This is a genomic window from Cellulomonas massiliensis JC225 (assembly GCF_000312005.1).
Classification (GTDB): Bacteria; Actinomycetota; Actinomycetes; order Actinomycetales; family Cellulomonadaceae; genus Cellulomonas; species Cellulomonas massiliensis.
In genome coordinates this window covers 1,822,416-1,833,315 of the sequence record NZ_HE978588.1, presented here as the reverse complement: position 1 = coordinate 1,833,315, position 10,900 = coordinate 1,822,416, and the positions used below count along the sequence as shown (strand labels likewise).

The 10,900-nt window shown below is 74.6% G+C and carries 11 protein-coding genes and 1 riboswitch; of the genes, 6 read left to right on the top strand and 5 right to left on the bottom strand.

All coding sequences use genetic code 11. The features are described from left to right. A partial coding sequence (locus HGCM_RS19805) for a YflT domain-containing protein (RefSeq protein ID WP_019136467.1) occupies positions 1 to 604 on the bottom strand: 604 nt, incomplete at its 3' end. 112 nt (positions 605 to 716) lie between these two features. On the opposite strand from HGCM_RS19805, the gene HGCM_RS08720 reads away from it, so the two are divergent. From HGCM_RS08720 to HGCM_RS08710, 3 genes are all read left to right on the top strand, one after another. After that, positions 717 to 2,012 (top strand): magnesium transporter MgtE N-terminal domain-containing protein, encoded by a 1,296-nt coding sequence (locus HGCM_RS08720; protein WP_040399652.1) that lies wholly within the window; start codon positions 717 to 719, stop codon positions 2,010 to 2,012. Beyond that, positions 2,005 to 2,520: a DUF1003 domain-containing protein gene (locus HGCM_RS17635; protein ID WP_019136465.1), complete on the top strand. Its 516-nt coding sequence runs from the start codon at positions 2,005 to 2,007 to the stop codon at positions 2,518 to 2,520. The genes HGCM_RS08720 and HGCM_RS17635 overlap by 8 nt, the downstream gene beginning before the upstream one ends. 79 nt (positions 2,521 to 2,599) lie before the next feature. Next, complete coding sequence (locus HGCM_RS08710) at positions 2,600 to 3,745, top strand: Mrp/NBP35 family ATP-binding protein (RefSeq protein WP_019136464.1); 1,146 nt, start codon at positions 2,600 to 2,602, stop codon at positions 3,743 to 3,745. Positions 3,746 to 3,868: 123 nt separating this feature from the next. Here HGCM_RS08710 and HGCM_RS08705 read toward each other — a convergent pair whose 3' ends face one another. Beyond that, positions 3,869 to 4,681 carry an exodeoxyribonuclease III gene (locus HGCM_RS08705; protein ID WP_019136463.1) on the bottom strand — a complete coding sequence of 271 codons (813 nt, stop codon included), beginning with the start codon at positions 4,679 to 4,681 and terminating at the stop codon, positions 3,869 to 3,871. Positions 4,682 to 4,816: 135 nt separating this feature from the next. Between HGCM_RS08705 and HGCM_RS08700 the strand changes: the two genes are divergently transcribed. After that, entirely contained in the window at positions 4,817 to 5,206 is a 390-nt protein-coding gene (locus HGCM_RS08700; protein ID WP_019136462.1) for a ribosomal maturation YjgA family protein, read from the top strand. A gap of 44 nt (positions 5,207 to 5,250) precedes the next feature. Continuing rightward, complete coding sequence (locus HGCM_RS08695; protein ID WP_019136461.1) at positions 5,251 to 6,681, top strand: lipase maturation factor family protein; 1,431 nt, start codon at positions 5,251 to 5,253, stop codon at positions 6,679 to 6,681. A gap of 2 nt (positions 6,682 to 6,683) precedes the next feature. Here the strand turns inward: HGCM_RS08695 and HGCM_RS08690 are convergent, their stop codons facing one another. The 3 genes from HGCM_RS08690 to glyA form a co-directional block, all read right to left on the bottom strand. After that, entirely contained in the window at positions 6,684 to 7,445 is a 762-nt protein-coding gene (locus HGCM_RS08690) for an alpha/beta fold hydrolase (protein WP_019136460.1), read from the bottom strand. A gap of 94 nt (positions 7,446 to 7,539) precedes the next feature. Next, the gene (locus HGCM_RS08685) at positions 7,540 to 8,421 is read right to left on the bottom strand and encodes a bifunctional methylenetetrahydrofolate dehydrogenase/methenyltetrahydrofolate cyclohydrolase (protein ID WP_019136459.1); all 882 of its coding nucleotides are present in this window, start codon (positions 8,419 to 8,421) and stop codon (positions 7,540 to 7,542) included. Continuing rightward, entirely contained in the window at positions 8,421 to 9,704 is a 1,284-nt protein-coding gene (gene glyA / locus HGCM_RS08680) for a serine hydroxymethyltransferase (protein WP_019136458.1), read from the bottom strand. Before glyA ends, HGCM_RS08685 begins: the two co-directional genes overlap by 1 nt. 66 nt (positions 9,705 to 9,770) lie before the next feature. Then, positions 9,771 to 9,858: riboswitch (ZMP/ZTP riboswitch) on the bottom strand. A 116-nt stretch (positions 9,859 to 9,974) separates the two neighbouring features. On the opposite strand from glyA, the gene HGCM_RS08675 reads away from it, so the two are divergent. After that, positions 9,975 to 10,850, top strand: a complete 876-nt coding sequence (locus HGCM_RS08675) for a hypothetical protein (protein WP_040399028.1) — start codon at positions 9,975 to 9,977, stop codon at positions 10,848 to 10,850. Positions 10,851 to 10,900: the final 50 nt, after the last annotated feature.

Below are 10,900 nucleotides of genomic sequence, written 5' to 3'. Positions count from 1 at the left end.
CCGGCGGTGCGTCCTGCGGCGGGGCGAACGGCTGCGCCGGCGGCGCGGCGGAGGGCTGCGCCTGCGGCGCGGCGGGTGCCCCGGGCGCGACGTCCTGCGGGCGGGCCGGCCAGCCCGACTGCACGCCGCCGATCTCCTGCAGGAGCGCGCGCGCCTGGTGGGCCTTCTCCGGCAGGCACAGGATCGCGTAGGACGAGGCGACGATCTGGCTCGCGGACGTGAAGTCCCGCCGCCCACGGCTCAGCGAGTACACGATCACCGAGAACAGCAGGCCGAACGCCCCGCCGATGAGGATCGCCGGCAGGAACGGGCTGGGCGACCCGGGCGTCGAGAACAGGCTCAGCAGGAGCCCGACGAACAGCCCGAACCACGCGCCGGACATGAACCCGCTCAGGGCCGCGCGCGGGTAGGAGAGCCGGCCCGTCACGCGCTCGACCATGCGCAGGTCGGTGCCCACGATGGTCACCATGAGGATCGGGAAGCCCTTGTCGGCCAGCAGGTCGACGGCCTTCTGCGCCTCGAGGTAGGTGCCGTACGCGGCGACGGTCTCGCCCTGCGGCAGCGTGGGGGTGCGCGGGATGCGTTGCTGGCCGGAGAGGGACATGCCTCGATCCTCCCTCACGGGGCTGGACGTGGCCAGGGAGTGCGCCGTGACGTGCGGCGACGAGCGTCGCGTCGCGACGACGCCCCTGCGCCTGCCGCGTAGGCTGACCGCCGTGAGCAGCGTCGGGACCCGGGTGTTCGTCGCGCGCCTCGCCGGGACGACCGTCTTCGACCCCCTGGGCGACGAGGTCGGGCGGGTGCGTGACGTCGTCGTGCTGCAGCGCCCCACCGGCGCGCCCCGCGCGGTCGGCCTCGTCGTCGAGGTCCCGGGGCGGCGGCGCGTGTTCGTGCCGCTCACGCGCGTCACCGCGATCGACGCCGGCCAGGTCATCTCGACGGGCCTCGTCAACATGCGGCGCTTCGAGCAGCGGGCGTCGGAGACGCTCGTCGTCGGCGAGCTGCTCGACCGCAACGTCGACCTGCTCGACGGCTCGGGCCCGGGGACCGTGCAGGACGTGGCGATCGAGCGCCAGCGCAACGGCGACTGGCTGGTCTCGAAGCTGTTCGTCCGGCGGGGCACGCACCGGCCCGGGATCCTGCGGCGCCGTGGCGAGTCCGTGCTCGTGGACGTCTCCGAGGTGACCGGCCTGGCCGCCACCTCGACGCAGCAGGGCGCGGAGCTGCTGCTCGCGCAGTACGAGGACCTCAAGGCGGCCGACCTCGCCGACGTGCTGCACGACATGGGGACGACCCGGCGCCTGGAGGTCGCGTCCGCCCTCGACAACGACCGCCTGGCCGACGTGCTCGAGGAGCTGCCCGAGGACGACCAGGTGGCGATCCTCGAGGGCCTGGAGCTGGACCGCGCGGCTGACGTGCTCGAGGCGATGCAGCCCGACGACGCCGCCGACCTGCTCGGCGAGCTGCCCGACGAGAAGGCCGCCGAGCTCCTCGAGCTGATGGAGCCGGAGGAGGCGAAGGACGTCCGCCGCTTGCTGGCCTACGAGGACAACACCGCGGGCGGGCTCATGACGACCGAGCCGGTGATCCTCGGCCCCGAGACGACGATCGCGGCCGCGCTGGCGCACGTGCGACGGCAGGACCTGACGCCGGCGCTGGCGTCCATGGTCTTCGTCGCCCGGCCGCCGCTGGAGACCCCGACCGGACGATTCATCGGCGTCGTCCACCTGCAGCGGCTGCTGCGCGAGCCGCCGCACGACTCGATCGGCGGCATCGTCGACACCGACATCGAGCCGCTGCCCGTCGACGCTCCGCTCATGCGCGTCTCGCGCGAGCTCGCGACGTACAACCTCCTGGCGCTGCCCGTGGTGGACGCGGAGCGGCGCCTGCTCGGTGCGGTCTCGGTCGACGACGTGCTGGACCACCTGCTGCCCGAGGACTGGCGCGAGACCGACGACGAGCACGAGGTCGGCGACGGCCTGGGCCGGCCGACGGGGGTCGGTCGTGTCTGACCGCCTCGACCAGCCGCTGTCGGGGCGGCGCGGGTTCGGGCGCGCGCGCGGCGACTCCGACCGTCAGGGCCGGTGGTCGGAGTCGATCGCCCGGTTCCTCGGCACGCCCCGGTTCATCCTGTGGCTCACGGTCTTCTGCATCGTCTGGCTCGTGTGGAACTCCTGGGGGCCCGCGAGCCTGCGGTTCGACCAGGCCGACAACGGGTTCACCGTCCTCACCCTGATGCTGTCGCTGCAGGCCTCGTACGCCGCTCCCCTGATCCTGCTCGCGCAGAACCGGCAGGCCGACCGCGACCGTGTGCAGGCGGAGCAGGACCGCCAGCGCGCCGAGCGGAACCTCGCGGACACCGAGTTCCTCGCCCGGGAGATGGCGTCGCTGCGGATCGCGATGTCCGAGGTCGCCACCCGCGACTTCGTCCGCTCCGAGCTGCGCAACCTCCTCGAGGAGCTGCAGGCGGAGGACGACGAGGAGCGCTCGCGCCGCCGCCGCGCCGACGACCCCGCCTGACCCCTGGTCGGGCTGCCGGCAGGCGTCACGGGCCGGACGGCCCACCGGGAGCACCGGTGCGGCGACCTACGATGGCGGGATGCCGACGACCACCGACGACGCCCTCGCCCAGGCCGTGCGCACCGCTCTCGCGGGCGTGCAGGACCCGGAGATCCGGCGGCCCATCACCGAGCTCGGCATGGTCCGCTCGGTGGTCGCCGACGACGCCGGCACCGTCACCGTCGGCATCGACCTGACCACCCCGGGCTGCCCCCTCAAGGACACGCTCACGCGCGACGTCACCGCCGCCGCGCGGGCGGTCGACGGCGTCGCCGACGTGGTCGTCGACCTCGGCGTGATGACCGCCGAGCAGCGGGCCGACCTGCGCCGGCAGCTGCGCGGCACCGACGCCGAGCCCGTCATCCCGTTCGCGCAGCCGACGTCGCTCACCAAGGTGATCGCCGTCGCCTCCGGCAAGGGCGGGGTCGGCAAGTCGTCGGTCACGGCCAACCTCGCGGCGGCGCTCGCCGCGCAGGGCCAGCGCGTCGGCGTCGTCGACGCGGACATCTACGGGTTCTCGATCCCGAGGATGCTCGGCACGACGCGGCCGCCGACGAAGGTCGACGACATGCTGCTGCCCCCGGTCGCGCACGACGTGAAGGTCGTCTCGATCGGGATGTTCGTGCCGCCGGGCCAGCCCGTCGTGTGGCGCGGGCCGATGCTGCACCGCGCGCTGCAGCAGTTCCTGGCCGACGTGTTCTGGGGCGACCTCGACGTGCTGCTGCTCGACCTGCCGCCCGGGACGGGCGACATCGCCATCTCGGTGGCGCAGCTGCTCCCCGGCTCGCAGATCCTCGTCGTCACCACGCCGCAGGACGCCGCCGCCGAGGTGGCCGAGCGCGCCGGCGCCGTGGCCGTGCAGACGCGGCAGCGCATCGTCGGCGTGCTCGAGAACATGTCCTGGCTCGAGCAGCCCGACGGCTCGCGCCTGGAGGTGTTCGGGTCCGGCGGCGGTCAGCGCGTGGCGGACAACCTCACGCGCCTGACGGGGGCGCCCGTGCCGCTGCTGGCCCAGGTCCCGCTCGACGTGCGGCTGCGCGAGGCGGGGGACGGCGGCGCGCCGGTCGTGCTCACCGACCCCGGGTCTCCCGCGGCCGTGGCGCTGCACGAGGTCGCGCGCGGCCTCGCCGCGCAGCCGCGCGGGCTCGCGGGCCGGCCGCTCGGGCTCTCCGTCGCGCAGCGCTGAGGATCCGTCGCGCAGCGCTGAGGATCCGTCGCGCAGCGCTGAGGATCCGTCGCGCGGCGCTGAGGATCCGTCGCTCAGGGCTGACCGGCACGCACCGCGGAGCGCCGACCGGCCGCCGGCCGGTCAGAGGTCGTACTCGACCACGACCGGGGCGTGGTCCGAGAAGCGCGCGTCGTAGGTCGGCGCCCTGTCGACGGTGGCGCTGACGGCGGCGTCCGCGAGCTCGTCGGTCGCCAGCTGGTAGTCGATGCGCCACCCGGCGTCGTTGTCGAACGCCTTGCCCCGCCACGACCACCACGTGAACGGCCCGGGCCCCTCGCCGCCCAGCTCCCGGCCGAGGTCGTGCCAGCCGAGCCCGTCGAGCCACCGGTCCAGGTAGGCGCGCTCCTCGGGCAGGAAGCCGGCGTTCTTGACGTTGCCCTTCCAGTTGCGGATGTCGACCTCGCGGTGGGCGATGTTCACGTCGCCGGCGACGACCGCGAGCCCGCCCGCGTCGCGCAGCTTCGTGAGCCGGCGCGTGACGTGCTCGAGGAACGCGAGCTTCGCGTCGAGCGACGGCTCGCCCGCGGTCGCCGAGTGGATGTACGTGGAGACCACGGTGAGCGTGCGCGCGGGCGCGCCGTCGTGCCCGGCGATCTCCAGGTCGGCCTCCACCCAGCGGCCGCGGTCGCCCGTCACCCCCGTCCCGAGGCCGACGCGGACGGCGCGCATCGGCAGCCGGGAGGCGATCGCGACGCCGGCGCGGCCGGCCGCCTCGCTCGCCTCGTGCGCCAGGTCCCAGCCGTCGCCGGCGAGGTGGTCCGCGAGGATCTCGTCGCTCGCACGGACCTCCTGGAGCAGCAGGACGTCGGGCTTGCGGGTGGCCAGCCACTCCCCCATGCCTCGGCGGAAGGCGGCACGGATGCCGTTGACGTTGACGCTCGCGACGGTCAGCACCCCGCCATCCAACACGGCGCCGCCGACACGGCCGAATCGCCTGCTCGTGGCCGTCGCCGGGATCGGCACGAGGCCTGCACGCGACCCCCGCAGGTGACGGCTCCCCGCGCCGGCGGGCTCCCCTAGCGTGACCGCGTGCCCGCTCGCCGCCGCGCCCCCCTGCTCCTCGTCGCCGTGCTGCTCGTCCCCGTCGGGCTGCTCGTCAGCCGCGGCGGCCTCCTGCCGGCGGAGCTCGCCGACGGTCTCGGCGCGGCCCTCTACGCCGCGCTCGTCGTCGTGCTCGTCCTGCTGGCCGCCCCCCGCACCCGGCCGTGGGTCGCGGCAGCTGTCGCGCTCGGGGCGTGCGTCGCCGTGGAGCTCCTCCAGCTCACGCCGCTGCCGGGGCGGGCGGCGCAGGCCGTCCCGGCCGCCCGGCTGGTGCTGGGCTCCGGCTACGCGACCGGCGACCTCCTCTGGTACGCCGCCGGTGCGGGGGTCGCCGCACTCGTGGACGCGCGGGTCCGGCGGAGCCGCGCCGTCGCCTGACGCCACGACCGGCACGACCCGGGACCCGGCGGCAGACTGGCGACGTGGCGGACCTGTCCTGGGTCGGGGCGCCCGGCTACGAGATCGGGCGGGAGATCCTGCAGCGGGGCGTCGCCGCGATCGCGGCGGTCGCCTTCTGGTCCACGCTGCGTCAGTTCCCCGCGCTGCTCGGCGAGCACGGCCTGCTGCCGGTCCCCCGGCTCCTCGCCACGGTCGGGCCGCGCGGGCCGTCGCTGTTCCGGTGGGGGTACACCGACCGACGGCTGCGGGTCCTCGCCCTCACCGGGGTCGCCGTCTCGGCGCTGCTCGTCGTGGGCGTCCCCCAGGCCGGGCCCCCGTGGCTGCCGCTGCTCGCCTTCGTGCTGCTGTACGTGCTCTACCTGTCCGTCGTGCACGTCGGCCAGACGTTCTACGGGTTCGGCTGGGAGATGCTGCTGTGCGAGGCGCTCCTCACGGTGTCCCTGCTGGGCTCCACCGACCAGCCGGCGTCGTGGGCCGCGCTCGTCCTGGTCTGGTGGCTCGTGATCCGGCTGGAGCTGGGCGCCGGGCTCATCAAGATCCGCGGCGGGCCGGAGTGGCGGGACCTGACCGCCCTCATGTACCACCACGAGACGCAGCCGATGCCCGGGCCGCTGAGCCGCCAGGCGCACCTGCTGCCGGCGTGGTTCCACCGCGTCGAGGTGGTCGGCAACCACGTCACGCAGCTCGCGCTGCCCGTCCTGCTCCTCGTCCCCGGCCCGGTGGCGTCGGTCGCGGCCGCCGTCATGGTCGTCACGCAGCTGTGGCTCGTCGTCACCGGCAACTTCGCCTGGCTGAACTGGCTCGCGATCGTGCTCGCCGCGTCGGCGATCACGGACGCGGCGTGGGCCACCGTGCTCCCGGCCCTCGGGCCGGACGCCGCGGACCCGGCGCCCATGCCCGTGGCGTGGGCGGTCGTCACGCTGGTCGGCGCCGCGCTGGTGCTCGGTGCGTCCTGGCCCGCCCTCCGGAACCTGTTCTCCCGTCACCAGCTCATGAACGCGGCCTTCAACCCGTGGATGGTGGCGAACGCGTACGGGGCGTTCGGCACGGTCACGAAGCGGCGCGTCGAGATCGTGGTGGAGGGCACCGAGGCGGCGGACCCGGCGGACGACGACTGGCGCGCCTACGAGTTCCCCGGCAAGCCCGGCGACCCCCGCCGGGTGCCCCGGCAGTGGGCGCCGTACCACCTGCGCCTGGACTGGATGATGTGGTTCCTGCCCCTGGGCCGGATCTCAGCGCCGTGGTTCCACGCCTTCCTCGGCGCACTGCTGCGGGCGGACCCGGCGGTCCTGCGCCTGCTGCGGCACGACCCGTTCGAGGGCCGTCCGCCGCGGTGGGTCCGGGCACAGGCGTACCGGTACCGCTTCGCCACCCGTGCGGAGCGGCGCCGCGACGGGCTGGTGTGGGAGCGGACGCTGCAGGGCACCGTCGTCGGTCCCGTCCGCCTGCGGTGAGCTCAGCCGGCCACGGCCGCCGCGATGACCCGCGCCAGCTCCGCCGGGCGACTGAACATCGGCCAGTGCCCCGTCGGCAGGTCGACGTAGGTGACGTCGGCGAGGTCCCCGAGCTCGGTGTGCAGCGGCGGGCCGTGGTGCGCGATCGTCCGCAGCACCTCCGAGGAGATGCTCGTGCACACCACCGTCGCCGGGACGGACAGCCGGCGGGGGTCGCTCACGTGCACCGGGCCGTGCGCCACCAGAGCGGGCACGGGCACCGCGCGCTCCCGGAACACCGCGAGCGCGGCGTCGTCGAGGTCCACGAGGCTGGACGCCTCCACCTCCGACCACGGCGGCAGCGGCACGTCGCCGTCGCCCGGCGCGAGCACCGCCCCGTCCTCCAGCGGGCCCGAGTCGACGTACACGACACGGGCCACGCGCTCCGGGCGCCGGTCGACGACCTCGCCCACGACGGCGCCGCCGCCCGAGTGGCCGACCAGCAGCACCGGCCCGTCGAGCTCGTCGAGGAGGGCCACGACCGCCCCGACCTGCTGCTCACGGGTCACGCCGTCGCGCGGGTCGCCGGGCGCCTGCCCCGGCAGCGTCACCGGGCGCGGGTCGAAGCCCGCGTCGCGCAGCGCGTCCGCGACGGCGTCCCAGGCCCACGCGCCCAGCCAGAACCCCGGCACCAGCACCACCGGGGTCGCCGCCGCGACGGCCCGCGGCGCCGACGCCGTCTCGTGGGCGCCGCCGGCGCCCGTGCCCACCTGCTCCTCGTCCATGCGCCGAGCGTCCCAGCAGCCACCGACACGGGCGCCGCGCCCGTGACGACGAGGCCCCCGGCGCGCGCCGGCGCCGGGGGCCTCGTCCGTCCGCTCAGCCGGCGAGGCGCTCGGCGGTGTCGACCACGTTGCTGAGCAGCATCGCCCGGGTCATCGGCCCGACCCCGCCGGGGTTCGGCGAGACCCATGCGGCGACCTCCCGGACACCCGGGTCCACGTCGCCCACGACCCGGCTCTTGCCCGTCTCCGGGTCGGTCGCCCGGGACACTCCGACGTCGACCACGACCGCGCCGGGCTTGACCATGTCGGCCGTGATGATGCCGGGCACCCCGGCCGCAGCGACGACGACGTCGGCCGCACGGGTGTGCGTCGCGAGGTCGGCGGTGCCGGTGTGCGTCAGCGTGACGGTCGCGTTGATCGCCCGCTGCGTGAGGAGCAGCCCGATGGAGCGCCCGACGGTCACCCCGCGGCCGACGACCACGACCTCCTTGCCGCGCAGGTCCACGTCGTGGCGCAGCAGCAGGTCGATGATGCCGCGCGGCGTGCAGGGCAGCGGCGTGGCGACCTGCTCGTTCACGCGCAGGACGAGCCGCCCGAGGTTCGTCGGGTGCAGCCCGTCGGCGTCCTTGTCGGGGTCGATCAGCTCGAGGACCCGGTTGGTGTCCACGCCCTTCGGCAGCGGGAGCTGGACGATGAAGCCGGTGCACGCCGGGTTCTCGTTGAGCCGCCGCACGGCCGCCTCGACGTCCTCCTGCGTGGCGTCGCCCGGCAGCTCCTCCTGGATGGAGGCGATGCCGACCTCGGCGCAGTCCCGGTGCTTGCCCGCGACGTACCACCGCGAGCCGGGGTCGTCGCCGACGAGCAGCGTGCCGAGGCCCGGCACGACGCCCCGGGCCGCGAGCGCGGAGACCCGCTCCCGCAGCTCGTCCTTGATCCGGGCGGCCGTGGTCGTCCCGTCGAGGATCCGCGCCGTCATCAGTACTGCTTCAGGTGCGGGTACAGCGGGAACGCGCCAGTCAGCTTCTCGACGCGGGCACGCAGGGCCGCGACGTCCGTGCCCTCGCCGCCGACGAGCGCGGTCGCGATGATGTCCGCCACCTCGGTGAACTCGGCGTCGCCGAAGCCGCGGGTCGCCAGCGCGGGCGTGCCGATGCGCAGGCCCGAGGTCACCATCGGCGGCCGCGGGTCGTTCGGGACGGCGTTGCGGTTCACCGTGATGCCGCACTCGTGCAGGAGGTCCTCGGCCTGCTTTCCGTCGATCGCCGCGTCCCGCAGGTCGACGAGCACCAGGTGCACGTCCGTGCCGCCCGAGCGGACCGTGACGCCGGCGGCCGCGACGTCCGGCGCCGTCAGCCGGTCGGCCACGATCTGCGCGCCGCGCACGGTGCGCTCCTGCCGGTCGCGGAACTCCGCGGTGCCGGCGATCTTGAACGCGACGGCCTTCGCCGCGACGACGTGCATGAGCGGGCCGCCCTGCTGGCCGGGGAACACCGCGGAGTTGAGCTTCTTCGCCAGGTCGGCGTCGTTGGTGAGGATGAAGCCGGAGCGCGGGCCGCCGATGGTCTTGTGCACCGTCGACGAGACGACGTGCGCGTGCGGCACCGGCGAGGGGTGCACGCCGGCCGCGACGAGGCCTGCGAAGTGCGCCATGTCCACCCACAGGTAGGCGCCGACCTCGTCGGCGATCTCGCGGAACGCCGCGAAGTCGAGCTGCCGGGGGTACGCGGACCAGCCGGCGATGATCACCTTCGGCTTGCGCTCGAGGGCGAGGCGGCGCACCTCGGCCATGTCGACGAGCGACGTCTCGGGGTCCACGCCGTAGGCCACCACGTCGTACAGGCGACCCGAGAAGTTGATCTTCATGCCGTGCGTGAGGTGGCCGCCCTGGTCGAGGGCGAGGCCGAGGATCGTGTCGCCCGGGCGGGCCAGCGCGTGCAGCACGGCCGCGTTGGCGGTGGCGCCCGAGTGCGGCTGGACGTTCGCGAACTGCGCGCCGAACAGCGCCTTCGCGCGCTCGATCGCGATGTTCTCGGCGATGTCGACCTGCTCGCAGCCGCCGTAGTAGCGGCGGCCCGGGTAGCCCTCGGCGTACTTGTTCGTGAGGACGGACCCCTGCGCCTGCAGGACGGCGAGGGGCACGAAGTTCTCGCTCGCGATCATCTCGAGGGTGCCCTGCTGGCGGGCGAGCTCGCCGTCGAGCACGGCGGCGATCTCGGGGTCGAGCTCGGCGATGTTCTGGTCGAGGATCTCGGCGCTCATGGCTGCTCCTTGCAGTCAGCGTGCGCGTCCGGCACCCGCGCACTCGGAAGGACCGGTGTGGTGGTGACCGGGGGCCCAGGCGTCCGACCCGTGGTCTGCTGCTGCGTCGCTCCCCGGTGGTGCCCCACCCGTTGCGCCAGTCACGACGAGCACAGGCTAGCAAGCCTCGGCGACCGCCTGCGGAGCGTCCCGCACCACCGCGGCGCCGCCGCGCGAGGCGCTGTGGGTACTGTGGGGCGGTTCGTCCGACCCCGGCCCGTGGAGCCCCTCATGCCCCGACGCCTCGCGTCCCTCCTGTCCGCCCTCGTCGCCGCGCTCGTCGTGGTGGGCGGCGCGTCGGCGCCCGCCACGGCCGCCGCGCCCGCGCCCACCGTGCGCATCGCCGCCGCCTGGATGGTCAAGGCGCAGTCCGCGACCACGCTCAAGGGCGCCGTCTCCTCCGGCTCCGGCCACGTCGCCTACCTCCAGGTGGAGTCCGGCTCGTCGTGGAGCAACCTCAAGACGACGCGGGTCACCGCCAACGGCAGCAAGGGCGCGTTCGCGATCCGGTTCGTGCCGCGCTCCGGGAGCCACGTCTACCGCGTCGTGGTGAAGAAGTCGGGCGTGGCACGGGCGGTCTCGAACTCGCTGCGGATCCGCACGACGACGGGCTCGGTGTACCTGGCGAAGGCGCGGCACTACATGCGCGAGTACTGCCCCTCCACGCCGATGAACGCCGAGCTGCCGAAGGGCGGCTCGCTCGCCGGCCGCGCCGACACGGCGTGGAGCTGGACCGGCGTGTACACGTCGAAGGGCCTGAAGAAGACGTACACGTGGAAGCAGAAGATCCGCCTGCAGCCGGGGATGCCCGACGCGACGCTGCGCGCGGTCTCGCTGCACGAGTGCGCGCACATCGTCCAGTACCGCCAGCTCGTCAAGGGCGAGAGCTACCTCAACAAGCAGATCAAGGCGACGGACAAGCTCCACGACGGCAACGGCATCGAGAAGCAGGCGGACTGCATGACCGCCGTGCTGCTCGGCACGATGCGCTACGCGGCGTACACGGACACGTGCACCTCGGCGCAGAAGAAGGCCGCGAAGGCGCTGTGGAGCACCTACGGCGGCAAGTTCCAGAAGTCGCCCTACACGTTCACCCGCTACGAGTGACGCGGCCGTGGGCGGGCGGCTCGCCGTCCGCCCACGGGCCCGCCGCGGCG

Excerpts from the sequence above, each read along its gene's own strand:
- HGCM_RS08675 (WP_040399028.1), top strand. The coding sequence starts at position 9,975 with ATGCCCCGACGCCTCGCGTCCCTCCTGTCCGCCCTCGTCGCCGCGCTC.
- glyA (WP_019136458.1), bottom strand. The coding sequence starts at position 9,704 with ATGAGCGCCGAGATCCTCGACCAGAACATCGCCGAGCTCGACCCCGAG.
- HGCM_RS08685 (WP_019136459.1), bottom strand. The coding sequence starts at position 8,421 with ATGACGGCGCGGATCCTCGACGGGACGACCACGGCCGCCCGGATCAAG.
- HGCM_RS08710 (WP_019136464.1), top strand. The coding sequence starts at position 2,600 with ATGCCGACGACCACCGACGACGCCCTCGCCCAGGCCGTGCGCACCGCT.
- HGCM_RS08690 (WP_019136460.1), bottom strand. The coding sequence starts at position 7,445 with ATGGACGAGGAGCAGGTGGGCACGGGCGCCGGCGGCGCCCACGAGACG.